Annotated in this window: 19 protein-coding genes and 4 pseudogenes; 9 read left to right on the forward strand and 14 right to left on the reverse strand. The window is 69.6% G+C overall.

What is annotated here, in order from left to right:
* Window positions 1–94 precede the first annotated feature (94 nt).
* Complete coding sequence (locus OHT57_RS04995) at window positions 95–637, reverse strand: cysteine hydrolase family protein (protein ID WP_328744758.1); 543 nt, start codon at window positions 635–637, stop codon at window positions 95–97.
* Window positions 634–2,103 (reverse strand): purine-cytosine permease family protein, encoded by a 1,470-nt coding sequence (locus tag OHT57_RS05000; protein WP_328744760.1) that lies wholly within the window; start codon window positions 2,101–2,103, stop codon window positions 634–636. The genes OHT57_RS04995 and OHT57_RS05000 overlap by 4 nt, the downstream gene beginning before the upstream one ends.
* A gap of 373 nt (window positions 2,104–2,476) precedes the next feature.
* Between OHT57_RS05000 and OHT57_RS05005 the strand changes: the two are divergent.
* Window positions 2,477–2,704, forward strand: a pseudogene (locus tag OHT57_RS05005) (substrate-binding domain-containing protein); the annotation flags it as partial.
* Window positions 2,705–2,916: 212 nt separating this feature from the next.
* Window positions 2,917–4,035, forward strand: coding sequence for a hypothetical protein (locus OHT57_RS05010; protein WP_328744762.1), 1,119 nt, complete (start codon window positions 2,917–2,919; stop codon window positions 4,033–4,035).
* A gap of 72 nt (window positions 4,036–4,107) precedes the next feature.
* Here OHT57_RS05010 and OHT57_RS05015 read toward each other — a convergent pair whose 3' ends face one another.
* The 5 genes from OHT57_RS05015 to OHT57_RS05035 form a co-directional block, all read right to left on the reverse strand.
* Window positions 4,108–5,901 carry a serine/threonine-protein kinase gene (locus OHT57_RS05015; protein ID WP_328744764.1) on the reverse strand — a complete coding sequence of 598 codons (1,794 nt, stop codon included), beginning with the start codon at window positions 5,899–5,901 and terminating at the stop codon, window positions 4,108–4,110.
* A gap of 134 nt (window positions 5,902–6,035) precedes the next feature.
* Window positions 6,036–6,266, reverse strand: a complete 231-nt coding sequence (gene tatA, locus OHT57_RS05020) for a Sec-independent protein translocase subunit TatA (protein ID WP_328744766.1) — start codon at window positions 6,264–6,266, stop codon at window positions 6,036–6,038.
* 72 nt (window positions 6,267–6,338) lie between these two features.
* Complete coding sequence (locus tag OHT57_RS05025; protein WP_328744768.1) at window positions 6,339–8,042, reverse strand: LCP family protein; 1,704 nt, start codon at window positions 8,040–8,042, stop codon at window positions 6,339–6,341.
* Window positions 8,043–8,302: 260 nt separating this feature from the next.
* Window positions 8,303–8,656 (reverse strand): ArsR/SmtB family transcription factor, encoded by a 354-nt coding sequence (locus OHT57_RS05030; RefSeq protein WP_328744770.1) that lies wholly within the window; start codon window positions 8,654–8,656, stop codon window positions 8,303–8,305.
* Window positions 8,657–9,015: 359 nt separating this feature from the next.
* Entirely contained in the window at window positions 9,016–10,395 is a 1,380-nt protein-coding gene (locus OHT57_RS05035; RefSeq protein ID WP_328744772.1) for an IS1380 family transposase, read from the reverse strand.
* 204 nt (window positions 10,396–10,599) lie between these two features.
* Here OHT57_RS05035 and OHT57_RS05040 point away from each other — a divergent pair, with 204 nt between their 5' ends.
* Window positions 10,600–10,866, forward strand: coding sequence for a GlsB/YeaQ/YmgE family stress response membrane protein (locus OHT57_RS05040; RefSeq protein ID WP_328744773.1), 267 nt, complete (start codon window positions 10,600–10,602; stop codon window positions 10,864–10,866).
* A gap of 60 nt (window positions 10,867–10,926) precedes the next feature.
* On the opposite strand, the pseudogene OHT57_RS05045 reads toward OHT57_RS05040, so the two are convergent.
* Both OHT57_RS05045 and OHT57_RS05050 read right to left on the reverse strand, forming a co-directional pair.
* Window positions 10,927–11,475, reverse strand: a pseudogene (locus tag OHT57_RS05045) (squalene/phytoene synthase family protein); the annotation flags it as partial.
* A gap of 218 nt (window positions 11,476–11,693) precedes the next feature.
* Window positions 11,694–11,837: pseudogene (locus OHT57_RS05050) on the reverse strand (LacI family DNA-binding transcriptional regulator); the annotation flags it as partial.
* A gap of 420 nt (window positions 11,838–12,257) precedes the next feature.
* Here OHT57_RS05050 and OHT57_RS05055 point away from each other — a divergent pair.
* Genes OHT57_RS05055 through OHT57_RS05065 form a run of 3 tightly spaced genes read left to right on the forward strand, consistent with a single transcriptional unit; the run spans window position 12,258 to window position 15,450 of the window.
* On the forward strand, window positions 12,258–13,574 hold the full coding sequence (locus OHT57_RS05055) for an ABC transporter substrate-binding protein (RefSeq protein WP_328744775.1): 1,317 nt from the start codon (window positions 12,258–12,260) through the stop codon (window positions 13,572–13,574).
* Window positions 13,571–14,542, forward strand: coding sequence for a carbohydrate ABC transporter permease (locus tag OHT57_RS05060; protein WP_328744778.1), 972 nt, complete (start codon window positions 13,571–13,573; stop codon window positions 14,540–14,542). The genes OHT57_RS05055 and OHT57_RS05060 overlap by 4 nt, the downstream gene beginning before the upstream one ends.
* Window positions 14,539–15,450 (forward strand): carbohydrate ABC transporter permease, encoded by a 912-nt coding sequence (locus OHT57_RS05065; protein WP_328744780.1) that lies wholly within the window; start codon window positions 14,539–14,541, stop codon window positions 15,448–15,450. Before OHT57_RS05060 ends, OHT57_RS05065 begins: the two co-directional genes overlap by 4 nt.
* Before the next feature lie 62 nt (window positions 15,451–15,512).
* On the opposite strand, the gene OHT57_RS05070 is transcribed toward OHT57_RS05065, so the two are convergent.
* Entirely contained in the window at window positions 15,513–16,358 is an 846-nt protein-coding gene (locus OHT57_RS05070; RefSeq protein ID WP_328744782.1) for an MOSC domain-containing protein, read from the reverse strand.
* A gap of 619 nt (window positions 16,359–16,977) precedes the next feature.
* On the opposite strand from OHT57_RS05070, the gene pgm reads away from it, so the two are divergent.
* Complete coding sequence (pgm, locus tag OHT57_RS05075) at window positions 16,978–18,618, forward strand: phosphoglucomutase (alpha-D-glucose-1,6-bisphosphate-dependent) (protein WP_328744784.1); 1,641 nt, start codon at window positions 16,978–16,980, stop codon at window positions 18,616–18,618.
* A 90-nt stretch (window positions 18,619–18,708) separates the two neighbouring features.
* Window positions 18,709–19,524 (forward strand): annotated as a pseudogene (locus OHT57_RS05080) (MBL fold metallo-hydrolase); the annotation flags it as partial.
* A 238-nt stretch (window positions 19,525–19,762) separates the two neighbouring features.
* On the opposite strand, the gene OHT57_RS05085 reads toward OHT57_RS05080, so the two are convergent.
* Window positions 19,763–21,067 carry an MFS transporter gene (locus OHT57_RS05085; protein ID WP_328744785.1) on the reverse strand — a complete coding sequence of 435 codons (1,305 nt, stop codon included), beginning with the start codon at window positions 21,065–21,067 and terminating at the stop codon, window positions 19,763–19,765.
* A 419-nt stretch (window positions 21,068–21,486) separates the two neighbouring features.
* Here OHT57_RS05085 and OHT57_RS05090 point away from each other — a divergent pair, with 419 nt between their 5' ends.
* Complete coding sequence (locus OHT57_RS05090) at window positions 21,487–22,875, forward strand: MFS transporter (protein WP_328744787.1); 1,389 nt, start codon at window positions 21,487–21,489, stop codon at window positions 22,873–22,875.
* Window positions 22,876–22,919: 44 nt separating this feature from the next.
* On the opposite strand, the gene OHT57_RS05095 is transcribed toward OHT57_RS05090, so the two are convergent.
* The 3 genes from OHT57_RS05095 to OHT57_RS05105 form a co-directional block, all read right to left on the reverse strand.
* Window positions 22,920–24,857, reverse strand: a complete 1,938-nt coding sequence (locus OHT57_RS05095; protein WP_328744789.1) for a helix-turn-helix domain-containing protein — start codon at window positions 24,855–24,857, stop codon at window positions 22,920–22,922.
* A gap of 82 nt (window positions 24,858–24,939) precedes the next feature.
* Window positions 24,940–25,740: a 3-hydroxybutyrate dehydrogenase gene (locus OHT57_RS05100; protein WP_328744791.1), complete on the reverse strand. Its 801-nt coding sequence runs from the start codon at window positions 25,738–25,740 to the stop codon at window positions 24,940–24,942.
* Window positions 25,741–25,794: 54 nt separating this feature from the next.
* Window positions 25,795–26,274 carry an NUDIX hydrolase gene (locus tag OHT57_RS05105; protein ID WP_328744793.1) on the reverse strand — a complete coding sequence of 160 codons (480 nt, stop codon included), beginning with the start codon at window positions 26,272–26,274 and terminating at the stop codon, window positions 25,795–25,797.
* Window positions 26,275–26,342: the final 68 nt, after the last annotated feature.

Raw genomic sequence — 26,342 nt, forward strand, 5'->3', positions numbered from 1 at the left:
GGCCGTGCGCAACAGGATGTCCTGGAGCGCGTCCCGGGCCGTCCGGTGGGCGTTCGGGAACTGTCCGGCGCCGACCGGACATCCCCAAGTGACGTCAGTTTCCGAGCAGTTGGTCCGCGGAGACGACCCGGATCAGCGGTGCGTAGAGCGCCATCACGTCCAAGGCCTTGCTGTGCGAGTCGTCGTCGGCCCCGGCGCAGGCGTCGGACACCACAAGGGTCTCGACACCCGCGTCGGCGGCGGCGAGTGCTGTCGACAGGACACAGCAGTCGGTACTGACACCCGCCAGGACCATGCGCCCCTCGGGGCCGACACGGGCGGCGAGGTCGGGAGTCCATTTGCCGAAGGTGGGGGCGTCCAGCACGTGGGATGCCCGGTCGGTGAACTCGTCGGTGAGCCGCCACAGCGGGGCGTCCCGCGGCTGGAGGGCGAAGGGCCACTGCCGGTAGTACGCCTGCCAGGCGCCGGCGGGCTCGTCGGGGGCGACGAAACGCGTGAAGGTGACCCGTTCGGCGAAGGCCGGCAGCAGTCGTCGTACACCCGCCGCCGCCTCGGCGAAACGCGGAGTGCACCAGGGGCTGTCGGCCTCGGCGAAGACGCGCTGCATGTCGATGACGACCAGCGCCCCTGTCGTCATACGGCGCCCTCCTGCGCGTGGACTCGTCGGCGGCCCAGTGCCACGGTGCCGAGGAAGCCGACCGCGAGGGCGGTCAGCACCCCGAGGTTGGCGTACGCCCAGGCGCCGGACTTGCCGCCGAGGCCGAAGGGGTCCAGGAGATAGCCCTGCCAGTCGAGCCAGCTGGCGGCCGAGTTGGTGACCAGGCCCCAGCCGAGGGCGGTGGCGAGGACGGTCAGGATCAGCGGGGTGGGCGGTACGTCGCCGTAGCGGCCGGCCGGGCGGTAGAGGTCGTCCTCGTCGTAGTCGCGGCGGCGCAGGGCCAGGTCGGCGAGCATGATGCCGCACCAGGCGGCGATGGGGACGCCGAGAGTGGTGAGGAAGCCCATGAACTGGCCGAGGAAGTCGTCGGCGAAGAACACGATGTAGACGGAGCCCGCGATCATCAGGACGCCGTCGACGAGCGCGGCCGCATAGCGCGGAATTCTGAGGCCGGCCGACAGCAGGGCGAGGCCCGAGGAGTAGATGTCGAGGACCGCGCCGCCCACCAGGCCGAGGACCGCGACGACGGCGAAGGGCACCAGGAACCAGGTGGGCAGGATGGTCGTGAGCGCGCCGATCGGGTCGGCGGCGACGGCGCCGTTGAGTTTGGTGGACGATCCGGCCAGCAGCAGCCCGAAGACCAACAGGAGCAGCGGGGCGACACAGGCGCCGAACGTGGTCCAGCCGACCACGCCCCGGCTCGACGAGGTCCGGGGCAGATAGCGGGAGTAGTCGGCGGCGGCGTTGACCCAGCCGAGGCCGAAGCCGGTCATCATGAAGACGAGCGCGCCGATGAACTCCTGGGCGGAGCCCGCCGGGAGGGCGCTGACGGTGCTCCAGTGGATGTGGTCGGCGACGAGAATGACGTAGACCACGGTCAGTACGCCCGTCACCACGGTGATGACGGTCTGCAGCCGCATGATCAGGTCGAAGCCCATGACTCCGCCCACGACGGTGAGGCCCGCGACCACGATCAGCGAGATCACCTGGGTCTCCGTCCCGCCGCCCCAGCCGAGCCGCCCGAAGACGGTGGCCGTGGCCAGGGTCGCGAGGGCGCACAGCACGGTCTCCCAGCCGACGGTGAGCACCCAGGAGACGACGGACGGAAGACGGTTGCCGCGCACCCCGTAGGCGGCACGGCTGAGCACCATCGTCGGGGCGGAGCCGCGCTTGCCTGCGACCGCGACGAAGCCGCACAGCAGGAACGAGAAGACGATCCCGATCACTCCGGCGACCAGCGCCTGCCAGAAGGAGATCCCGAAGCCGAGCGCGAAGGCACCGTAACTCAGGCCGAGGATCGACACGTTGGCCCCGAACCACGGCCAGAACAGGGTCCGCGGTGTGCCCTTGCGTTCGGCGTCGCCGATCACGTCCAGCCCGTGCGTCTCCATCTGGAGCTGCCGGCCGGTGGATCTGTTGTCGGGGGAACCCGAGGAGTCCGTCATCGTCGACCTGCCTGTTCAGACGTGGATCGGGCGTGTTGAGGCGACGGTAGGCAGGGCCCGCCGGGGCGTCAATCGCGCAACGCGGTTCCTGTCCGCAGTCGCCCGGTCCGGGCAGGTCGGCGCGGACGGTCGGGGTGACTCGCGCACCCCGACCGGCGACAGCCGGGCACGGTCAGCGGCGCTTGACGCCGGTCCGTGCGGCGGGGGCGAGGGTCGGTTCGGTGACGGGGACGTCGCCGAGTGCCTGGTCGATCGCCTTCAGCAGGTCGTCGGACAGGTCCACGCCGGAGGCGGCGGCGTTGCTGTGGACCTGTTCGGGGCGGGAGGCGCCGATGATCGCGGAGGCGACCTCACTGCGTCGCAGGACTCAGGCGAGGGCGGGGTGAGCGTGCCGCGCGATGTCTCCGTGGTCGGCTTCGACGACGTCCCGTTCGCCGCCGACCTGACTCCCGCCCTCACCACGGTCCGCGTCCCCTTCGAGGAGCTGGGCCGCACCGCCGTACGCCTCGCGCTGGAGCGGGAGGTCGGTTTCACGTCCGACAACCACGTCGTCCTGAGCACACAACTCGTGATCCGTGATTCGGTGCGCCCGGTCGGCTGAGAGCGGCCGCATCCCGGGCGTACGGGGTTGATACGGGGCTGAGGTGTGGCAGACGACGCGGAAGCGAGAACGGCACCCGCCACGAGGGTCCGCCGCGTCGGGCCCCGCCCGTTCCGGTACATCGGAGGCGCGTGCGGGGATGTGATCGCCTTCCCCTACTCTTCGGCTGTTCGAAAGACTTGCGAATCAGGGTTCGGGGCGGGGGAAGGCACATGACATATCGGCGCGCGGCGATACCGGCACTGCTCGGAGGGGTGCTGCTCACACTGTTGCTGTGGTGGGCGGGGGCGAGCGCACAGGCACTCCACCTACGCGGCAGCGCGGGCGTGTTCGACATCGAGTCCGTGACCGAACTGCGGCAGTGGCTCGCACCCTGGTCGTACGACCCCTCGGCGGCGTCCGCGAGCACGGGCACGGGCGGAGGTACCCAGTACGCCGACCTGTACAGAACCGGCATGCAGATCAGGTTCGTGGCGGTCTTCGTGTTCTTCGTGGCCGGCGCGCTGCTTCTGATCCGCAGGATTCCGCCGGCGCAGGGCCGTACCCCCGCCACGGTGCTCGCACTGTGGGCCTGGGGCCCGGCGGCCGGAACCCTGGCCGTGACGATCTCCGCGCCGTGGCTGATCGCGGCCCGCGGACACGGCAGTTACCGGGTCCTGCCGGAGTTGGCCGCGGTGATCGCGTCGGGCGGGCCGGCCATGGTGTTCGCGGCGCTGGTGTCCGCGTCGGTCATGGTCCTGGTGGCTCGTATCACCGCCGAGGGCGAGGACCCGCTGCCCCGGAGGGACGTGCCGCCACGCGCCGCCCGGCTGGCCGCGAGCGTGGGGACAGCCGTGGTCGCGCTGTCGCTGGTGGGCCTCTCCTACGTGTCGGTAGCGGCCTGGATCCAGACGTCGTTCGACGGCGGCGGGATCCTGTCCGAGCCCGGCGACCTGCTGCGCGAGTGGCTGCTGCTCGGCAGCTGGACGGGCCCCACGACCATGCCTCTCGGCGACTGGCTGCTGTACCGTGCCGCCGACGCGCTCATGCTGGCCGTGGTGTGGTGGTCGTTGCGGCTGCTGCCCGGACTGCTCACCCGGGCCACGCTGCCGGTCATGGCGGTGGGCGCAGTGTGCGCGACCGTACTGGGGCTGTTCGCGAGCCAGCTGCTGCACATGGTGATCGACGACACCGCCTCCGTGTGGAGTCCTGTGCACCTGTTCTCGGGTCTCGGCGGGGGCGTGCCGGCGGCCCTCACCTTCGGCGTCCTCGCGGGGGCGGCGGCCCTGGCGACACTGCGGCTGACCGGGGAGCGTTCCCCCGTCGAGTCCCCCGCCAAGTCCTCCGCCTGACAGGGCCGTACGCGGGTGCCGGGGGCGCAGGCGTGCCGGGGCGCAGGGGCGGGCGACTCCGGCTGTGGACTGTCAGTCGTCGGCAGGCATGACCCTCGTCACCTTGCCCTGGGGGGTCGCCTCCAGGTAGCCGGCCTGGCTGTACTCGTTGCTCAGGTAGAGGGCCATTGCGAGGGGGGTGTCGAACACGTCGTTGGGCGGTCTCACCACCACGTAACGAGTGTTCGGATCATCGACGTTGAGTTTCTTCCGGGCCTGCGTGAAGAGTCCGGGGAGCTTGTCCCAGTCGAAGCCGGCAAGACCGAAGGGCTTGTTGCCGCCGGCGAGTGAGCCCTTGATGATGCCCTTCTCCACACCCTGCCCGGGGCGGTAGGTGTAGGTGTCGTACTTGCTGTCGCTGCCCTTCACCATCAACTCGACCGACACGAAGTCGTCGTAGACGGTGAAGTCGCCGAACCTGCTGCGGCCGGTCTGCGTCTTGATGGCCGCGATGGCCGCGCGGATTCCGTCGGGGGTGAGCAGGCTCGTCGTCGTCGCATCCTTCGACTGCCGGCCGGCCGGGGCGGCGGTCGAGGATCCGGTCGCGGAGCCGGTCGTCTCCGGGGCCGACGTAAGGGACGAGGCACCGGGGCCCACCGCGCCACCCGAGCCGCCGGATCCTCCCGAACCGCTTCCGAGAGGCAGCAGCCACCACACGAGGACCAGAGTGCCGGCGACCCCGGACATACCGAGCAGGACAGTGGGACCGCGGCGCCTGCCGCCGGCTCGCACGGACGAGGTCACCGGCTGCGGAGTGACACCGCCGTACCCGGGATGCATCGGCGGCCCGAATCCGGCGGGCGCGGCCGGACCCGGGGGAACGGGAGCACCGGGCCCGGCCGTGACGGGAGTGGTCGGCGAGGTGAAGGCCCCCGGATACCCGGAATTCCCGGGATACGAAGGGGTCGTGGCGCCGGACTGCGGGTTCAGTGGGTGGGAGGTGGGCTGCTGCCACGCGGTCGCCGTCACCGGACCGGCCTGCCCCGCCTCGACCTCGGCCAGCCTCCGGTCCAGCACGGCGGACGGCGGTCGCGCCGCCGGATCCCGTACGAGCACGCTCATCAGGATGTCGCCGAGAGCACCGGCCCGCACCGGTGGTGGCACGTCGTCGTTCAGGACGGCGGCGAGAGTGGCCAGGGTGTTGCCCCGGCGCAGCGGGTGGTGGCCCTCCACGGCGGTGTACAGCATCATCGCCAGCGACCACAGGTCGGAGGCGGCGCCGCCCTCGTGGCCCGAGATCCGCTCCGGTGCCATGAAGTCAGGCGTACCGATGATGGAACCGGTGGCGGTGAGGCTGGTCGTCTCGCGGATCGCGGCGATGCCGAAGTCGGTGAGTACGGGGCGCCCGTCGGACCTCAGCAGGACGTTGGCGGGCTTGACGTCCCGGTGCTGGATGTCGGCGTCGTGCGCGGCGGTCAGTGCGGCGAGCACTCCCCGGCCGATCCGGGCCGCGTCGGCCGGCGGCATCGGCCCTTGGGACAGCAGGTCGGCCAGCGAGCCGCCGCTGACCAACTCCATGACGATCCACGGATAGGTGCCGTCACCGCCGTCGACGATGTGGTGGATGGTGACGACGTTGGGGTGGTCGATGCGGGCCAGGGCCCGCGCCTCCCGCAGCACCCTCTCGCGCAGCATCCGTGCGCCCTCGGGGTCGTACTCGGCGAGGTCCCGGTCGGGCGGGCGGACCTCCTTGACCGCGACCATCCGGTGCAGCACCAGGTCCCTGGCCCGCCAGACCGTGCCCATTCCGCCGCCACCGAGGCGGGCCTCCAACTCGAAGCGCCCGTCGACGACTCGTCTGCCGGGGCCTCCGTCTGCCTCACTCATGGGCGGGATCTTAGTGGCCGCCACCGACAGCGTTCACTGCGCCCGGACCTGCCGTCGCATCCCGGCCGGTGCGGCGGCGCCGACCGTTCCCCGACCGCGGCGCACCTGGGCCGTACGGCAGTCGAGCCGCTCGTTCAGGAGGAGGTGACGGGCGGCGCGGGCTCGGCCGAGGTCGCGTCCGTGACCGGGGCCACGGAGGACTGGGCGGTGCCCTCCTCCTTCATGGCCTTGGCTTCGCTCTTGAGGATGCGCATCGACTTGCCCAGTCCGCGGGCGGCCTCGGGCAGCTTCTTCGAGCCGAACAGCAGAATGATCATGACCGCCACGATCAGCAGGTGCCAGGGCTCCAGTCCGTTGCGAAGCATGCCGTTCGTCCCTTCTCCGTACTCATTGTTGCCAGCTTGCGCAACTGTACAACCACAGACCCCGTCCCCACCTCAGTCGTCGGAGTCCTTCTTGTTGGTCGCCGCCGCGTAGGCCTGCGCGGGAGTCATGGGGACCCCGTTGAGGGAGACGGTCTTGTAGGGGCTGACCTTGGCGCAGTCCTTTGCCTGGTCGGCGGTCTGGGCGTTGGCGTCGGAGACCGCGGCCTTGGTGTCGGCGGGCGCCGGTGACGAGCTGCCGCCGGGATACGCGGTTCCGGTGGTCCAGTCGCCGCCGATCACCAGGGTCAGGCCCGTACCGGTGCCCTGCTGGAGATGCTTGGACGACAGCCCCAGGGCCTTGGCTGCCGTCTGGGCCTCGGCCTTCTGCCCGGTGCCGTAGGTGAGGGTGGTGGTCGCCGAAGGGCTCGGCGCGTTGGCCGTGGTCGTGGCGGAGCTGAAGCCCTGACCGGTGAGCGCGTTGGCGACGTCGGAGGCGCGGCCGGTGATCTCGGTGCCGTTCTCGACGGTCACGGCGATCCGGGAGGCGGGCACCGTCGAGGCGGTGGCCGTCGAGGTGGCCTTCGCCTTCTTGCCGGAGCCGGTACTCAGGGACTGGTCGCCGGCGATGCTGGCGAAGAGGTCCTTGGCACCCCCGCCCACCACCACACGGTTGGTGTCGCTCGGGTCGGGAGCGGTCTGCATCGTGGTGAACGTCATCCGCTTGGTGGGGACCTTGTTCACGTCGGCCGCGAGCCCGATCAGCTTCTTGACGCTGCCGAGGCCGTCGTCCACGGTCAGTGCCTTGGTGGCGGCGTCGGCGAGGTCGTAGACCGCGGCGGGGTCGGTGAGCGTGCCCGCGCTCTTGAACTTGCGGATCATCGCGCCGAGGAAGATGTGCTGGGAGAGCGTACGACCGAGGTCGCTGCCGTCCCCGAATCCGTGCCGGGAGCGGACGAACTCCAGAGCCGCCTCCCCCTTGAGGGTGTGGGTGCCCCTGGAGAGCTTCAGATGCGAGTAGGTGTCGTACACGTTGTTGTTGACACACACGGAGACACCGCCGACCGCGTCGGACATCTTGACCACACCGGAGAAGTCCAGCTTGACGAAGTGGTCGATGGGGATGCCGGTGAGCTGGTGGATGGTGGCCACCTGGCAGGCGGGTCCGTACCGGAGGGCGCTGTTGATCTGGCCGTAGTAGCCGGCCGTGGACTCGCCGTTCTCGCTGTCCTTGCAGGCCGGGACGTTGACCATGGTGTCGCGGGGGATGCTCATGACGGTGGCGTTGGAGCGGTCCGCGGATACGTGCACCACCATCTGGACGTCCGCGTTGCCGTTGCCGGTCTGTACGCCGGTCTGGGAGCAGCCGCCGCCCAGCTTGCAGTCCGCCTTGCTGGTCCGGCCGTCCGAGCCCATGACCAGGATGTTGATCGGGGTGCGGCCGAACGCGTCGGCCGTCTCCGAACCGCCCTTGCCGTTGAGCGCCACACTGTTGATGTTGCCGTTGAGGTGCTGGTAGAACCACCAGCCCACACCTGCCGTACCCAGGACGATGATCGCCAGAGACAGTCCGGCGATCTTCAGTATTCGCCTGCCGCGCGGCGCCGAGCGGGCCCGGCGCCGTGAGCGTTTGCCGCCGTGCGAGCGGGCCGCCTCACGCGCCGCCGCACGGCCCCCGGGCCGGGGCGCCGAGCCGGATTCACCCGCACGCTGGCCGGGCACCTCGCCGGTGCGGCTGCGCGTGGCCTGACCGCCCGGGCCGTCCCACCGGTCGCTCATCTACCACTCCCACGAAACGGTCGGGCTCGTCAGGCCGGGCCTAGGGGTGGGCGGCCGGGCGTGCGCGGCGGTGTACAGGCAGGCCAAGCAGGAACCTCGCCTGGGTTGCGTAGTTGCGCAATCTAACAAACCCATGACCCTGCCAGCACAGAGCCCGCCGCAATTCACAGGTGAGGCATCTCATGGAGAAACGCGGCAACCTCTGGGACGTCTCCGCAATCCCGGCCCGGCTCGCCTTCACCCGGTCCGCACGGGGCGGATCAAGGCCTGCGCGAGGCAGTGCGGTGCGCGGCCGGGACGGTACGGGCGGTCAACTGGCCGACCAGCACGCGGACCACGGCCACGATGCCGGGATCGTCGATGTAGTAGACATGCCGACGGCCCTCACGGCGGGAGCGCACGAGCCCGGCGAGTTTCAGCTTCGCCAGGTGCTGGCTGACCGCGGGCAGCGCCCCGCCCACCCGGTCGGCGAGATGGGTCACGTCGCTCTCCCCCTGGGAGAGCGCCCACATGAGGTGCAGCCGGGCGGACGAGGCGAGCAGTCCGAACACCGCGGCCGCCTCCGTCAGTACCTCGGCGGACGGATCCTCTAAGTCACCAGCGAGTGTCGCCACAACCCTCTCCTGCCCCGCCCCGGTCACTCTCAACGCACGTGCCCTGTCCCAGTGTAGGAGCTGCGGCCAGCGCCCGGAGAGGGTGCTGCCGGTTCATCGCTTGCGCAATGTAATAAGCGTGTGAAAGAACATCGACGACTTGTCACCAGCCACCAACTCGCCTCGCTCTCCCTCCTGTCAGTCTCTAGCCTCGATCGTTCATGAGGGTCCGTCAGCTTGCTGACGGGCCCTTTGTTGTCGGACGTGGTGGAGTTTTCACGGTGCGGTCAGGCTGATGGCCCGGCTCTCGCGTCGGGTAGGCGCCGGGTTCCACTGCCCGGTGTGGTGATGCGGGTTGTCGGGATGGGTGAAGTGGCTGGTCAGCCGGGGTTCGGCAGGGCAAGGAGCCGCTCGATTGCGTAGGTGATGACGTCGCTCCAGGGCCATCGGGCGGGCAGGCGGAGCCAGCGGCGGCGGCCCGTGTTCACGAACTGGGCGGCGGCGGAGAACAGCCGCAGGCGAAGCCGTTTGGGTTCCCAGCGGCGGGTCTTGCCGGTCAGGGCGAGCATGGGCATCCAGGCGAGGAGGTCGAGTGCGAGGGAGACGATCTCCAGCCAGATCCGGTTCTGGGCGGTGTCGTGCAGGGGCAGGTTGCGCAGGCCGCTGTCGCGGGCGTTTCGGATGCGGTCCTCGCAGCGGGCCCGTCTGCGGTGACGCAGTTCGAGGCCGGCGAGTTGGCCGCCCTTGGTGTTGGTGGCGAAGCAGGTCAGCCGTAGTCCGTCGAGGTCGGTGAAGCGCAGCTGGGCGCCGGGGTGCGGGCGTTCCTTTCTGACGATCAGCCGCATGCCCTTGGGCCAGGTGCTCAGGTCGGGCATGTCGGTGATCTCTGCGACCCAGGCGCCGGGCCGTTCGGTGCCGCCGGCGTCGTAGGCCGGTGTCCATGCTTTCTTCGGGATCTTCAGGACGGCTTGGTGGATGGTGTCGGTGATGGTCATTCCGACGGAATACGACAGCCACCGGCCAGGCTTGGAGAGCCAGTCGAGGAAGGCGTGGGTGCCGCCGGCGGAGTCGGTGCGGATCAGTGTCTGCCGCCCTCGCCGCAGGTGTCCGGGGAGTTGGGCCAGGGCGAGTTGGGCGGTTTCGATGTGGTCGGTGGCGGTGTTGGAGCCTGCGTTGCCGGGCCGCAGCAGAGCGGCCACCGGTTCCCCGGAGCCGGCCTGGCCGTGGTCGACGAACGCGACGAGCGGGTGATGGCCGAAGGTCTTCTTCCAGGTCGCGGTGGCGTCCTGCTTCTCGGAGTGGGCGAGCACCAGTACGCCGTCGATGTCCACGATCACCTGGCCGTCGGCGGCCGGGCTGTCCGCGCCGGCCAACTCCCACACGCGCGTCCGTACTTCGGCACGTGCGCCCCTGATCGCCGCGAGAGCCTTCGGGCCGGACGTGGCGAGGGCGTCGACGAGCCGGGAGACCGTCGGATCGGAGGCCACCGGGCCGAACACGTCGGGCTCGGCCCGCAGCATGGCGACATCGGCCAGGCAGTCGCCGCCGAGTGCGACGGCCAGGGCCACATCCAGCAGGATCTTGCCCGGGTCGTGCACGGTCCGCGGCTTGCGCCACGGTGCCAGCGCCGCCGATATTGCCGTGTCCAGGCCGACCTTGCGGACCGTTTCGACCAGCAGCACCGCCCCGGCCTGCGAGACCACCCCACGGCTGCTGCCCTCGACACGGACACGCGGATAGGACCCGCTACGCTTCTTCACCTGGAGAGTGCTTCTTTCCTTGCAGCTGACAGGACCCTCGACAAGTCCCATCGTTGCAGGTCAGCGGCACTCTCCATTTATTTGATCAAGACCCGGACAGGCCCACTCGCGAAAGCGCGAGGCTAGGCTTGCGCAATCAGGCAACCCGAAGCATCGGGGTCCGGCGGACTCCGCCCGGCCCCGGCCCGACTGAAGGACTACGACGTGGGCATCATCGGCTGGATCATCCTCGGCCTGCTCGCCGGAGCCATCGCCAAGATCCTGTTGCCCGGACGCGACCCGGGCGGCCTGATCGGCACCACGCTCATCGGTGTCGCGGGTGCCTTCGTCGGCGGCTGGCTCTCCTCGAAATTGCTCGACCGCCCGGTCGAGAGTCACTTCTTCGACCTCTACACCTGGGGCGCGGCGATCGGCGGTTCCCTGGTCCTCCTGATCGGCTACCGACTGCTGTTCGGCAACTCGCGGAACTGACCTGCAACGGGACCGGAACACCTCGTCGCCGCCCTCGTACTGCAGGTCCTCGATCAGCATCAGGGCCGGCAGGGCCAGGTTGTCGACATAGCGCTGGAAGTCCGCTTCGGTGGCATGACCGGTGAAGTGCAGTTCCTCGGTGGTGGCCTTGAGATAGGTGTGGACCCAGTGGTGGGGCAGTCGCCGCACCGCCACGGTATGCAGGAACGCGCGCAGGACCGGGTCGTCGGCGTGCCCCGACTCCAGCCCCGTGGTGACGTGTTCGGCCCGGGCATGCCAGCACAGCAGGCGTTCGTGCAGCGGCCCCTGGTCGGCGAGGTCGTCGGTGCGGGCGAGGAAGGCGTAGGCCGCGACGACGTGCGGGTGCAGTGCCGGGGCCACCAACAGCCGTACGGCGGCGTAGTGCGCGAGGATCCTGCGGGCGAAGACCCGAGCGGCGGTCGCGTAGTCCGCGCGCAGGGCACGGTCCCGCACACCGGCTGCCGTGAGCCTGCGACCCCAACTCGGCACCTGGCACCACCCTTTGATGTCCGACCCGAACTCCCGGACCGCCACGAGCCCGGTCGGACACAGCGTCGGCAGGGTGGTCGGACCGACCTTGACCTCCACCGCGCGTGGCCCACAGAGGAGACCAAAGGCACTGGCCGCCGTTCGGGAACGCTCCGGGTGCCGGGTCCGTGAAAACCGGCGTCCCGTGTGGCCTGCTCGATGTGCAGCAGCAGGGAAGCGGTCCCGTACCCGGCGGGTCCCAGGGCGACGGCACCGAGGCGGCGGTTGCGCCCGGAGGTCAGTGACCCGGCCGCGTGATGGAGCCGGTAACCGAGTCGCTCAGGGACAACGAGGGCGCGGCGACGGGACTCGTCGGAGACGTACGGATCGCTGTTGAGGGCTCGGGATACCGCCTTGCGCGACACCCCGGCCGGCCGCTCGACGTCCGCACTGCGCGACACGGGCGACGACACATCGCGCACCTCCCGGTGTCATGAGGTCCCCCGCCGATCTACCGCGCGGCGAACTGAACCGGCGACCACGACAGGGCGGGGCCGGGGTCTTGCCAAGTGGCCTGATCGCGCGGTCCTGTCTACGCAGCCGACGGACTCACGTCAAGACCTCGCACCATTTCCCGTGACCGCATCGAAGGTCGAGCCCTCTGAACTGCGTTGAATCTGCCGGAGAGTACATACCTGGGCAGCTCGGCCCGTTCACCCATATAGACAGTCACTACACAGTCTTGACAGTGACCCCACACTACGCACACTCTTCCTGGCATCCGCCGATCGTGTCTGTGCGATCACGTTTGATTCTGATCAGTTGGCGAGCGCTTCCTCACCACCATTCCATCGGGCTGCTGTGCCGACGCCCGGGGACGACCACGCCGTCAGGAGCCGAACATGCATGAGCTCTCCCCCTCGGGTCTCTCCCTTCCCTCGCCCGGTCGGCGCAGCCTGCTGCGCGGAGCGGGCGGTGCCGCCCTGCTCGCGGGCGCAGGCATTCCCTTGCTGTCTGCCTGCGGTGACAGCGGCAGTTCCTCGGACCCCAAGACCGTCTCGCTGGGTTCCAACTCCTCCGACGCCGTGCCGAAGAAGGCCTACGGGGAGATCTACACGGCGTTCACGAAGCAGTCGGGTGTCACGGTCAAGGTCAACACCAAGGACCACAACACCTTCCAGGAGCAGATCAACTCCTACCTCCAGGGCACGCCGGACGACGTGTTCAACTGGTTCGCTGGCTACCGCATGCAGTTCTTCGCGGCGAAGAAGCTGGCCTCCCCGATCGACGACGTGTGGGAGAAGATCGGGGGCAACTTCCCCGACGCCATGAAGAAGCTCAGCAAGGGCGAGGACGGCAAGTACTACTTCGTGCCCCTGACCAGCTATCCGTGGGCGATCTTCTACCGCAAGAGCGTTTTCACTCAGTACGGCTACCAGGTCCCCACCACTTGGGAGGCACTGGTCGCTCTGTGCAAGCAGATGAAGAAGGACGGCCTGGTCCCGATCGCGTTCGGCGACAAGGACGCCTGGCCCGCGATGGGCACCTTCGACCAGATCAACTTCCGCACCAACGGCTACGACTTCCACGTCGAGCTGATGGCGGGCAAGGCCTCCTGGACCGACGCCAAGGTCAAGAACGTCTTCGACCACTGGGCCGAGATCCTGCCCTACCACCAGGACGGCTTCATGGGCCGCACCTGGCAGGACGCCGCCCAGACCCTGGTGTCCAAGAAGGCCGGCATGTATCTCCTCGGTACCTTCGTGGCGCAGCAGTTCACCAACAAGGCCGACCTGGACGACCTCGACTTCTTCGCCTTCCCGGAAATCGACTCGCAGTTCGCGCAGGACACCGTCGAGGCCCCCACCGACGGCTTCATGGTCAGCAAGTCGCCCAAGAACCACGACGGTGTGGTGAAGCTGATGGAGTTCCTGGGCACGCCCCAGGCCGAGGAGATCTACCTCAAGGCCGACCCGAGCGTGGTGGCCGCCTCCAGCAAGGCCTCCACCGCCTCCTACTCGCCGCTGCAGAAGAAGGCCTTCGAGATGATCTCCGGTGCGAAGAGCCTCACGCAGTTCATGGACCGTGACTCGCGCCCGGACTTCACCTCGACGGTGATGCAGCCCTCGCTGCAGAAGTTCCTGCAGAACCCCAAGGGCGTCGACAGCCTGCTGGCCTCGGTCGAGCGCCAGAAGAAGACGATCTTCGCCTCCTCATGACCGTCGGAACCGAGCCACCGAAGGCGGCGTCCACCGAGTCGCCTTCGGGTGTCACGCCACGCAAGGTGCCCCAGGGACGCCACCGTCTGCTGACCCGTCGTGACCGGATCACGCTCGGCTTCATGGCCGGCGTGCCCACGGTCCTGCACGTGGCCCTTGTCTGGGTCACCGCCCTCGCCTCGATCGCCCTGGCCTTCACCAGCTGGGACGGCATCGGCTTCGACTCCATCAAATGGGTCGGCCTGGACAACTTCCAGCAGTTGTTCACCGACAACCCGCAGTTCTGGCCCGCCCTGCAGCACAACGTCATCTGGTTCGTCGTGCTCATCTGCATCCCGACCCCGTTCGGGCTGTTCCTGGCCGTCCAGCTCGACAAGAACATCCGCTTCAGCCGGGTCTACCAGACCGCGTTCTTCCTGCCCGTCGTGGTCTCCCTGGCCGTCACCGGCTTCGTGTGGCAGCTGGTCTACAACCCCGACACCGGCCTCATCAACAGCCTCATCGGCGCCAACAAACCCGGCCACTACATCGACTGGATCGGCGACCCCAAACTCAACCTGTGGGCCGTCCTGATCGCCGCGTCCTGGCGCCACACCGGCTACATGATGATCCTCTACCTGGCCGGCCTCAAGGGCGTGGACCCCTCCCTGCGCGAGGCGTCCTCACTGGACGGCGCCAACGAGTGGCAGACGTTCAAGAACGTCATCTTCCCCACCCTGCGCCCCACCAACACCGTCGTCCTGGTCGTCACCATCATCGAGGCCCTGCGCGCCTTCGACCTGGTGTTCGTCTTCAACAAGGGCGCCCAGGGCACCGAGCTGCTCTCCATCCTGATCACCAACAACATCATCGGCGAGTCCAGCCGCATCGGATACGGCTCCGCCATCGCCGTGGTCCTCCTGGTGATCTCCCTCGTCGTGATCATCCCCTACCTGATCGCGACCTTCCGGAAGGAGCGCAGCGCATGAGCACCCTCACCACCACCGCCCCGCCCCCCGTACCGGGGTCGGGCAAGCCACGCGCCCCGCTGCGCCCCGCCCGGATCCTGCTGCACGTCTTCCTGGCCGGCACCTCGCTGGCCTGGCTGGCCCCGCTGCTGTGGGCGGCCTTCGCCGCCCTGCGCCCCTACGCCGAGACCAGCGACAAGGGATACGTGTCCTGGCCCGACACCCTCAACTTCGACAACTTCAAGAACGCCTTCACACAGTCGGACATGCTCCACTACTTCGGCAACACACTGATCATCGCGGTCCCCGCCGTGCTGATCACCCTGCTGCTGTCGTCGATGGTCGCCTTCTACGTCAGCCGTTTCGACTTCCGCCTCAACATCGCACTGCTGCTCGTGTTCACGGCCGGCAACCTGCTCCCCCAGCAGGTCATCATCACCCCCCTGTACCGGCTGTACCTGCTCATCGACCTGCCCGGCATCACCATGAGCGGCAAGCTCTACGACTCCGCACTCGGCCTGGTCCTCATCCACGTCGCCTTCCAGTCCGGGTTCTGCGCCTTCGTCCTCAGCAACTACATGCGGATGCTGCCGCACGAACTCACCGAGGCCGCCCTGGTCGACGGCGCCTCGGTATGGCGGATGTACTGGCAGATCGTCCTGCCACTGTGCAAGCCCGCGATGGCCGCCCTGGGCACCCTGCTGTCCATCTGGATCTACAACGACTTCTTCTGGGCCATCGTCCTCATCTCCACCGGCGAGAACATGCCGATCACCTCGGCCCTGAACAACCTCTCCGGCCAGTACTTCACCGACCCCAACCTCGTCGCCGCAGGCGCCCTCCTCACCGCGATCCCCACCCTGATCGTCTACTTCGTACTCCAGCGCCAGTTCGTCAGCGGACTCACCCTCGGCGCCAACAAGGGCTGAACCAGGGCCACTTGCAACGTAGGTCTCTCTGGAGCGGCCACAGCGTCAGCATCGGCGAGCAGTCACACGCTCTCCTGCAGCGTGATCACGTCCCCCACCCGAACGGTGCCCGCCTCCAGAACGTCCAGGTACACGCCGAGGCATGAGAGCCGGCCCAGGTCGAACACCGGTATGCGGTGATCGCGGGCGACCGCGCGCATGATGCCGGGGTCGGGCGGCAGTTCGTCGTGACCGAGGGTGGGAATCACACAGCGCGGTGTGGGCACCACGACCCGGAACAGTGCCGCCCCTGCCCGCAGCCGTGCGCCCAGCCAGGCGTCTTCGGGGAATCCCGGCGCATCGCCGGCGTCCACGACGAGGTTCGGCCTGAAGCGGCGTGCGTCGAAGTCCCCGCCGGGATACACGGTCCGCATCCGGTCCAGGGCCGCCGTCGTCACCAGATGGACTCTGCCGAAGTCGAAGAACGTCCCGGGCGCGACACTGCCCGTCGTGACGCGCTCCCCGGTCTCGTCGACGAAGGCCGACTTCCGCAACACCGCGGGCACACCGCCCTCGTAGTCCGGCACCGCGCGCTCAAGTCTGACGTGTTCGGGCACCACGGCACAGACGAACACCTCACGGCCCAGCAACGTGCAGAGCCGTACGCTCAGTTCGGGGTCCTCCACCGACAGGGCGGTACCGTCCGGCAGCACGACCCGGACCACACCGGCGTCGTCCAGGCGACTGCGGCAGCGCAGCACGTCCCCCCACTTTCCCGGGTGTTTGGCGCTTCCCACCGCACCTGATCCATCGAGCACCGCATGTACCCGGTCCCCGGAAACGCCTCGCTCCGTGATCGTCACGGAGGGCACGTTCTCCCCCAGCATCGACTTCACCGGATACCGGTACAGCGCTGTCACAGTGCCCATGGACCGATTGGCCGGCGTGACATCACAGTCGGCCGAGCGGCCTTTCGAGGGTCAATGAAAGGCGGAACGAGCCGGGTATGGGCGCGGATTCTCCGGGTAGCAGGAGCAATGCCTGTCGGGGAGGGGCCGTCACACCTGGGGAGGTCGCGGCGGCCACTCCCTCCCCTTCCAGGTATCCGTGACCGCCGGCACAGGATGTGGACTGCGAGAGGGCCGGGTGACAGGCAGACACACCGGCACCTACTCACTCGGGGCCACCGGGTCACGACGGCTCGGCCTCACTTCTTCACACCCCGGCGTCGCGCGATCGCTGCGAGGCGTTCGAGTTCGCGTCGGGCTGCGACCGGGTGGGCGAAGGTCGAGGGCCGTCCCCGCGCGGGCGGTGACATGGAGGACGTCCTGTCGGGTGGCCGCGTCGAGGCCGGGAACGGCCTGGCGGCGGCGGTTGGTGACGGATGCGCGTGCCGCGTGTCGGTGCGCCGCCCTCCCTCGCACCCGCACCCGCACCCGCACCCGCACCCGTCGAGCCCGGACCACATCGACCGCCCCCTGCGCGTCCCGGCGGGCTGGGCGGGGGAGAATGAGAGCCGTACTCAATGGTCGACGGAGGAGCGGGGACATGCAGGACGCGCGAGCAGGACAGGTCGCCGGGCCCGAGGACCTCATCGATGTGGCCCGCCTGGTCACGGCGTACTACGCACTCCACCCCGATCCGGCGGAACCGGGTCAGCGGGTGGCGTTCGGCACGTCGGGCCACCGCGGCTCGTCCCTCACGACGGCGTTCAACGAGGACCACATCGCGGCCACCAGCCAGGCCATCTGTGAGTACCGCGCCGCACAGGGCACCGACGGCCCCCTCTTCCTCGGCGCCGACACCCACGCCCTGTCCGAGCCCGCCCGGGTCACCGCGCTGGAGGTGTTCGCGGCCAACGAGGTGACCGTGCTCATCGACCAGGCCGACGGCTACACACCCACCCCGGCCGTCTCGCACGCCATCCTCACCCACAACCGCAACCGCACCTCCGGGCTCGCCGACGGTGTGGTGGTCACCCCCTCGCACAACCCGCCCGCAGACGGCGGCTTCAAGTACAACCCGCCGAGTGGCGGCCCCGCAGCGTCCGCGGCGACCACCTGGATCCAGGACCGCGCCAACGAGATCATCAGCGGCGGGCTGAAGGACGTACGGCGTATCCCCTACAGCCGCGCGCTGGCCGCACCCGGCACCGGACGCCATGACTTCCTCGGCACCTATGTGGCCGACCTGCCGAACGTGCTGGACCTGGAGGCGATCCGGTCGGCCGGCGTGCGGATCGGCGCCGATCCGCTGGGCGGCGCCTCGGTCGCCTACTGGGGCCGGATCGCCGAACAGCACGCGCTGGACCTCACGGTGGTCAATCCGCTCGCCGATCCCACCTGGCGTTTCATGACGCTCGACTGGGACGGCAAGATCCGCATGGACTGCTCCTCGCCGTACGCCATGGCCTCGCTCATCGAGCAGCGCGACCGGTTCGACATCGCCACCGGCAACGACGCCGACGCCGACCGGCACGGCATCGTCACGCCGGACGCGGGCCTGATGAACCCCAACCACTATCTGGCCGTGGCGATTTCGTATCTCTTCTCCCACCGGGCGCAGTGGCCCGCGGGTGCCGGGATCGGCAAGACCCTGGTGTCGTCCAGCATGATCGACCGGGTCGCGGCGGACGTAGGCCGTCCGCTGGTCGAAGTCCCCGTCGGATTCAAGTGGTTCGTGGAGGGCCTGTCCGACGGCACCCTCGGCTTCGGCGGCGAGGAGTCGGCGGGTGCGTCCTTCCTGCGCCGCGACGGCTCGGTGTGGACCACCGACAAGGACGGCATCGTGCTGGCCCTGCTCGCCTCGGAGATCACCGCCGTCACCGGCAAGACCCCCTCGGAGCACTACGCGCGGCTCACCGACCGCTTCGGCGCCCCCGCCTACGCGCGCGTCGACGCCCCGGCCACCCGCGAGGAGAAGGCGCTGCTCGCCAAGCTGTCCCCGAGCCAGGTCACCGCCGACACCCTCGCCGGCGAGCCGGTCACCCAGGTGCTCACCGAGGCCCCCGGCAACGGTGCCGCCCTCGGCGGGATCAAGGTCGGCACCGCCAACGCCTGGTTCGCGGCCCGCCCTTCGGGCACCGAGGACGTCTACAAGATCTACGGGGAGTCATTCCTCGGCGCGGACCATCTGCGCCAGGTCCAGGAAGAGGCCAGGTCCGTGGTTCTGGCGGCGCTGGGAGCCTGACACTCGGAGAACGCGCGTACCCCCCGTCTCTCGCCAGCTCAGCGCGGTCGGGTGCGATCAAAGACCCTCATGCGGAGGCCGATCGCCCCGCCTGCCCGCGGTCTGGTTCCGGAGTCCGGCACCGAGGTGTGGAAGGGCAACGAGAACTGACTGGCGCCGGATCACTGGGAACCGGACAGCGACAGGGCGGTGATCACGCTGCAGACCTGGGTGCTGCGCAGCGGCGGACGGACCGTCCTGGTCGACACCGGGGTGGGGAACGGGCGCGAGCGGCCCGGCTCGGCGCGGTTCCACCACTGGCAGGGTGATTTCCTGGGTGAGCTGGCACGGGCCGGGGTCCGGCCGGAGGACGTGGACGTCGTCGTCAACACCCACGTCCACGGTGATCACGTCGGGTGGAACACCGTCGGTACGGACGGAGGATGGGAACCCACGTTCCCCCATGCCCAGTACCTCATCCCCGCCACGGACGACTTCCACTTCGGACCGGACAACGCCTACGGGAACGACCGCCGGGAGGACGACCGGCTGATCTACGAGGACAGCATCGCGCCCGTCCACCGGGCCGGGCAGAGCGTCCTGTGGGACGGCACCCATCGCATCGACGACCACCTCACTCTGGAGTCCGCTCCGGGCCACACGCCGGGCTCGTCCGTACTGCGGCTCGCATCCGGAAGCGATCAAGCGGTCTTCGTCGGCGACCTACTGCACAACCCGGTGCAGATCCTCACGCCCTCCTGCAACAGCTGCTTCTGCCTGGACGCGGAGCAAGCAGTGACCAGCCGCCGCCGTGTCTTCGAACGCGCCGCTGCGGAACGGGAGTTGGTCATCCCGGCACACTTCGGCGTGGCGTGCGCCGTGGAGGTCCGGCAAGAGGGCGGCGGGTTCACCCTCGGACGGTGGGCGGCCTACGGTACGGAGCAGGCCCCGCCCCGGTCAGGCACCAAGCTCGCCCTGGCTCCCGGCAACCCCCTCGCGGGGACACCTGTCCAGTACCGCGGCCTTGGATCGCACAATCGCACATCGAGTTCGCTGTCACGGAAGCGGCGGACGGTGTTGCGGTCGACGACACCGGAATCCCTCCGACCATCATCAGGGCACTCTGATGTCACGGTGGTCCTGCCGTCCACCGGTCCGCCGGGCGTCAGGGCGAGGGTGAGTGGGCGGGCCCTGTGCCCGCTGGAAGCGCCCGTCCCAGGCGGGCCAGCGGAGACAAGGCCATCACCACGGGCGACAGCATCATGCCTGCGGCCGTCACGAGGAGACTGCTGCGCAACCCCCACTCCCCCGCGAGGAATCCGCCGAGCAGGGAGCCGAGCGGCGTCAGCCCCATGCCGACGAACGTGATCGTGGCGGCCGCACGGCCCTGCATCCCGTCCGGAGTGACGGCCTGCCGGACGGCCATGACCGTGACGTTCACCAACTGTCCGCCCGTCCCGAACACGAAGCTGACCACGAGGAGCACGGGAACCGTTGCCGCAGAGGTGCCGTGCAGGGCGGGCACCCAGAGGAACGCGCCGTCCCCGAGTGCCGCAGCGGACACAAGTACCGCGCCGTGACCGAACCGGCTCGGCAGGCGGGCGGCCAGCACCGAGCCCAGGAGCGCGCCCGGCCCCGTCGCCGCGAGCACCAGCCCGATTGCGGTGCCCGAGAGGTGCAGTTCCCGCGGCAGGAAGAGCAGATAGACGGTCATCATGGCCGTGAAGGAGAACTGGAAGGCCGCCGAGGCCAGACACACGGTCCGCAGCGAACTGTCGCTCACGACGAAACGCAGGCCCTCGCGAATCCGTCGCCCTAGGTGAGGGGGATGTCCCGAGCGCTCAGGGATCGATTCGGTCCTGCGGATCCGTCGGACCGACAGGAACGACAGGGCGAAGAAGAGCGCACTTGAGGCGGCAGCGATCGGCGCCGACAGCACCGACACCAACGCACCACCGAGGGCGGGACCGCCGATCTGCGCCGCGGACCGGCTGCCCTCGAGCGCACTGTTGGCGCGCACCAGCTGATCGCGCTTCACCAGCCGCACGAGAGACGCCTGGTACGCCACGTCGAAGAACACGGACAGAGCCCCGACGGCGAAGGCGACCACGAGCAGGGCGGGCAGGCCGAGGCAACCGAAGAGACCGGCCACGGCGACGGCGCCCAGCGCCAGGGTCCGGCCGACGTCCGTGAGGACCATGGCCGTACGGGTCCGCCATCTGTCCACCCACGCGCCGACGAAAAGCGTGAGCAGCAGAATCGGCGCCTGCCCCACCGCACGGAGCACACCCACCTGGCCGGCACTGGCGTCGAGTGTTAGGACAGCGAAGAGCGGCAGCACCAACAGGCTTGTGTGTTCGCCGAGTTGGGAGGCGGTCTGACCTATCCAGAGGCTGCGGAAGTCGGAGTCCCGCCACAGAGAGTGCGCAGGTCGACCGGAATCGGATTGAACAGAGGAAGCGGACGGCACGGGGATCCCTTGGATTGCCGACAACGAGGCCCTCCGCCGCGCACAGGGAAGTGCACCGACGGTTCAGGGCAGGGAAAGGCTCGCTGTGCCGCAACAACAAGGGCAGCACGCGATGACAGGCCGATCACGGCCTACAACGTCAACGCGCGCTCGGACGACCGGGCATGCCTCAGCTCCTCATGGGTCACTCGCCGAACCGAACGTTAGCTCAGACAGACCACCTTCCCTGATCCCCCCTCAAGCCTGGCCACGCCATCCGCGCCAGCGCGCTCCCAAAGGCCCCGGCACCGCTCTCATGGCGGTCACGCGCACTTCCTCACGCGGAACTATGGTGTCCCGCCACATGTGCGCCTGACGTGCGCATTCCTACGGTATGGCGACACGAGCATGTCCCCGCCTATCCCTTGGAAGTGGTGCCGATGTCCTCCCCCGCGACCGCTCCCCCACCCCCCGCCAGCCTCAAGCGCATCGTCGCCGCCAGCCTCATCGGCACCACCATCGAGTGGTACGACTTCTTCCTCTACGGCTCCGCGGCCGCCCTGGTCTTCAACAAGCTGTTCTTCCCAGGCTCCGACCCGCTCGTCGGCACACTGCTGTCGTTCCTGACGTACGCCGTCGGATTCGCCGCCCGCCCGCTCGGCGCCCTGGTGTTCGGGCATTACGGCGACCGGCTGGGCCGCAAGAAGCTGCTGGTGCTGAGTCTGCTGCTGATGGGCGGGGCGACGTTCGCGATCGGCCTGCTGCCCACGCACGCCACGGTCGGCACCGCCGCACCCGTGCTGCTGACCGTGCTGCGCCTGGTCCAGGGATTCGCGTTGGGCGGAGAGTGGGGCGGGGCCGTACTGCTGGTGTCCGAGCACGGCGACGCGCGCAGGCGTGGATTCTGGGCCTCGTGGCCGCAGACCGGGGCGCCGGCCGGGCAGCTCCTCGCGACAGGTGTGCTGTCGCTGCTGACCGCCGTGCTGTCGGATGCCGCGTTCGGCAGTTGGGGCTGGCGGATTCCCTTCCTGCTCTCCGGTGTCCTGGTGGTCGTCGGCCTGTGGATCCGGCTGTCCGTCGACGAATCCCCCGTGTTCAAGCGGGCGTTGGCGCAGGCGGAGGCGCGCAAGGCGGCGCGGGACGGTGAGCCCGAGAAGCTGCCGCTCGTGTCCGTGCTGCGGGACCACTGGCGTGATGTGCTGGTCGCGATGGGGGCGCGCATGGCGGAGAACATCAGTTACTACGTCATCACCGCGTTCATACTCGTCTACGCCACGACGTCGGCCGGTGTCTCCAGGCAGACCGCCCTCAACTCGGTGTTGATCGCGTCGGCCATGCACTTCGCCGTGATCCCCGCCTGGGGCGCGCTGTCGGACCGGATCGGCCGCCGCCCGGTGTACCTGTTCGGGGCGGTCGGCGTGGGTCTGTGGATGTTCCCGTTCTTCTCGCTCATCGACACCGGCGGATTCGGCAACCTGATCCTCGCGGTGACCGTCGGTCTGGTGCTGCACGGTGCCATGTACGCACCCCAAGCCGCCTTCTTCTCCGAGATGTTCGCGACCCGGATGCGGTACTCCGGTGCCTCCATCGGCGCCCAGTTCGCTTCCGTCGCGGCCGGCGCGCCCGCCCCACTCGTCGCCACCGCGCTCCTCTCCGAGTACGGGAACTCCACCCCGATCGCCCTCTACGTCATTGCCGCGGCCGTCCTGACGGTCGTCGCCGTCGGTGTCGCCAAGGAGACCCGCCACCGGGACCTGGCCGACGTCGATCCGGCCGGCGGGGCCGAGCGCGCGGCCACGTCCCCTGCAGCGGATGCCCGGACCGCCTGACCCCCCGGACCCGGCCGGCCCCCGTACGTCCGTGTGCGCGGGGGCTACGAGGGCTTCGGAGGTTCGTGCCGTGGTGTCGCCCGCAACCGCTGCAACCGCAGGGCGAGTTGCACCTCCAGGGCACGGGCGGGACTCTGCCAGTCCTCGCCGAGCAGACGGCCCACGCGCTCCAGCCGCTGGGCGACGGTGTTCACGTGGACGTGCAACTCGTCCTTGGTGCGTGCCGGGCTCATCCCGCAGGCGAAGTAGGCATCGAGGGTGTGCAGGAGATCCGTGCCGCGCCGGTCGTCGTAGGCGACGACCTGGCCGATGGTCCGGTCGACGAACCCCGTGATGTCCCGGTCTCCGGCCAGCAGCAGCCCGAGGAACCCGAAGTCCTCGGCGGCGGCACCGTCCCCCGAGCGGCCCAGGAGACGCAGTGCGTCGAGGCAGCGCCGGCTCTCCTCGTAAGCTGCGGCCACGGCGTCCAAGTGGTCTGCCGGGTCGCGCACCGGTGCCGAGGCGCCGACGGTGACCGCCTCGTGGACGGCCGTGCCGAGGTGTCCGGCGGTGCGGCGGGCCAGTTCGGTGGCGGTGTCCCCGGTGGCGAGGGGAAGCAGCAGGACGGTGCCGCCGTCACGGGTGGCGGCCAGACCGTGCCGGGTGGCGGCGAGGTGGGAGGCCGCGGACCACAGGCGCCTGCGGGCGGCCGCTTCCTGGTCGGCGTCGGCTGCGGGGCCGTCCAGGCGGGCGGCCAGCACGACGTGGGTGGCGTCGAGGTCGGCCTCCAGCCTCGCGGCACGCTCGCGCAGCAGACGTGGGTCGCGGTCACGGGCGTCGAGCAGGTCGTCCAGAAGCTCGCCACGCACCCGCTGTTCGGCCTCCGAGGCGGAGCGGCGGGCGAGCAGGAGCAGCGAGGTGACCATGGCGGCGCGCTCCAGCGTGCGCTGGTCGACGGGGTCCAGGCCGGGATGGCCGCGCAGCACGAGGGCGCCGAGGAGTTCGCCGCCCGCGGCGACGGCGGCGATCCAGTCGTCCTTGTGCCGTACGGCGTGTCCTTCGGCCCGGGAGGTCTCCAGCGGCCCCGCCGGTGCCGTCTCGGCGAACTCGACGGTGCCGTCGAGGATGTGGGACACGGCTGCGGACACGTCGTGCACCCCTCCACCGCGCAGCACCAGTTCGGCGAGCCGGTCGTGGACGTCGGAGGCGCGCTCGATGACAGCGCTGTGGTCCCGGATGATCGCGTTGGCCCGCTCCAGTTCGGTGAGGGCCGAGCGGGTCTCGGTGAGCAGGTGGGCGGTGTCGATGGCGGCCGCGGCCAAAGCGGCGAAGGAGCCGAGGAGCGCGATCTGCTCCCGCTCGAAGACCCGGGCACGCCGGTCCGCCGCGAACAGCACCCCGATGACATGGTGCCCGAGCGTGAGCGGCACACCGAGGATGGCGACCAGGCCCTCGTCCCGTACGCCCGCGTCGATGGCAAGGGTGTGCCGGAAGCGGTCGTCCTTGAAGTAGTCGTCGGTGACGTAGGGGCGGGAGGTCTGGGCGACCAGTCCGCCGAGACCTTCGCCCATCCCGATCCGCAGCTGCTGGAAGCGGGCGGCGACCGAGCCCTCGGTGACCCGCATGTAGGTGTCACCCCGAGCCGGGTCGTTCAGACTGAGGTACGCCACGTCCGTGCCGAGCAGCGACCGGGCGCGCTGCACGATGGCCCGCAGCACCGCGTCCAGGTCTCTGAGCCCGGCCAGGTCGTGGGCGGTCTCGAACAAGGCCGACAGCTCGGCCTCCCGCCGGCGTCGGCCCTCCAGTTCGGAGCGCACACGCAGGGCGAGCGCCTTGGCCTCCTCGAGCGCGGCGATCCGGTCGGCGGGCCGCCCCTCGGCGCGGGCGATCAGCACCGGCTGCTCGTAGGCGTCGGCGGACGCGCCCCTGGCCAGCAGGTCGAGGAAGGGCGCCTCGGCACTGCCGGTGGAGCGTGCGGCGGACTGCACGTGATCGCTGGACATGCTCACAGGATTGCTCATCGTGCGCTCACCCCGTCGGGCCTGTGGAAAACTCCGGACCGGGAGACGTGCCGACCGGTGCCGTTCAGTGCGCGGTCCAGCCACCGTCGAGAACGAGCGACGTGCCCGTCACGAACGACGCCTGCGGACTGCACAGGTACGCCACGGCCTCGGCGACCTCCTCCGGTTCGATGAGCCGCTTGATCGCGCTGTCCTGGAGCAGCACCTCGGACACCACTCGCTCCTCAGGGATGCCGTGGGCCCGGGCCTGGTCGGTGATCTGCCGCTCGACGAGCGGGGTGCGCACATAGGCGGGGTTCACACAGTTCGAGGTCACTCCGTGTGGGGCGCCTTCGAGGGCCGCCGTCTTGGACAGGCCCTCCAGACCGTGTTTGGCGGCCACGTAGGCGGATTTGTAGGCCGAGGCGCGCAGACCGTGCACCGAGGAGACGTTCACGATCCGTCCCCACCGCTGTCCGTACATGTGCGGCAGGGCGCCGCGGATCAGACGGAACGGCGCCTCCAGCATCACGGTGAGCACCGTGTGGAACACCTCGGGCGGGAACTCCTCGATGGGGCGCACCAGTTGGACGCCGGCGTTGTTGACCAGCACGTCGGCGCCCGCGGCGGCCCGCTCGGCGGCGTCCAGGTCTGTCAGGTCGAGGAGATGCGGCTCCACGCTGCCCGCCAGCCCCGCGGACCGTTCCACGAGTGCCTCCAGACCAGCCCCGTCCCGGTCGACCGCTCTCACCTTGGCCCCGGCTGCCGCGAGCCGCAGCGCGCAGGCGCGGCCGATGCCGCCGGCGGCACCGGTGACAAGAGCGGTGCGGCCGCCGAGGTCGAACGTGGGGGCATGGGGTCCCGGGAGGTCGCTGCTAGCGGTCATGCTCCGACCCTAGGCAGCCCCGGGCCCTCACCACATGTGGTCCCACCCCATAGTTCAGTCAGAACTCGTAGATTCGAACCATGTGGGGGCGTCCATGAGCGCCTGCTTGATCCGCAGCAGTCCGAACTCGTTCAGCTCCGGCAGGGCGTCCACCGCGAACCACCCCACCTCCAGTGACTCGTCGTCGTTCACCCGTGCCTCGCCGCCGACGGCCCGGCAGCGGAACGAGATGTCCATGTACTGGCAGGTGTCGCCGTTGTCGTAGGTCACGGGCTTGAGCGCCTGGACCACGACGGTCCGCTCGACGACACAGCGCACCCCCGTCTCCTCCTCGACCTCGCGCACGGCACAGGCCGCCGGCTGCTCTCCCGGCTCCGGAATGCCACCGAGCAGCGACCACCTGCCGGTGTCCGAGCGGCGGTTGAGCAGCACTCTGCCCTCGTCGTCGAAGACGACGGCGCTGACGCCGGGGAGCCAGAGGAGGTCGTGACCGATGGAACTCCGCAGGGTGCGGATGAAGTCAGGGGTAGCCATGACTTCGACCCTAACCGGCCGGTGGCGCCTCTCCGGCGATCTTGACGGAAAGGACCACCGCAGGACGG

The sequence above is a fragment of the Streptomyces sp. NBC_00285 genome (assembly GCF_036174265.1).
GTDB lineage: Bacteria > Actinomycetota > Actinomycetes > Streptomycetales > Streptomycetaceae > Streptomyces.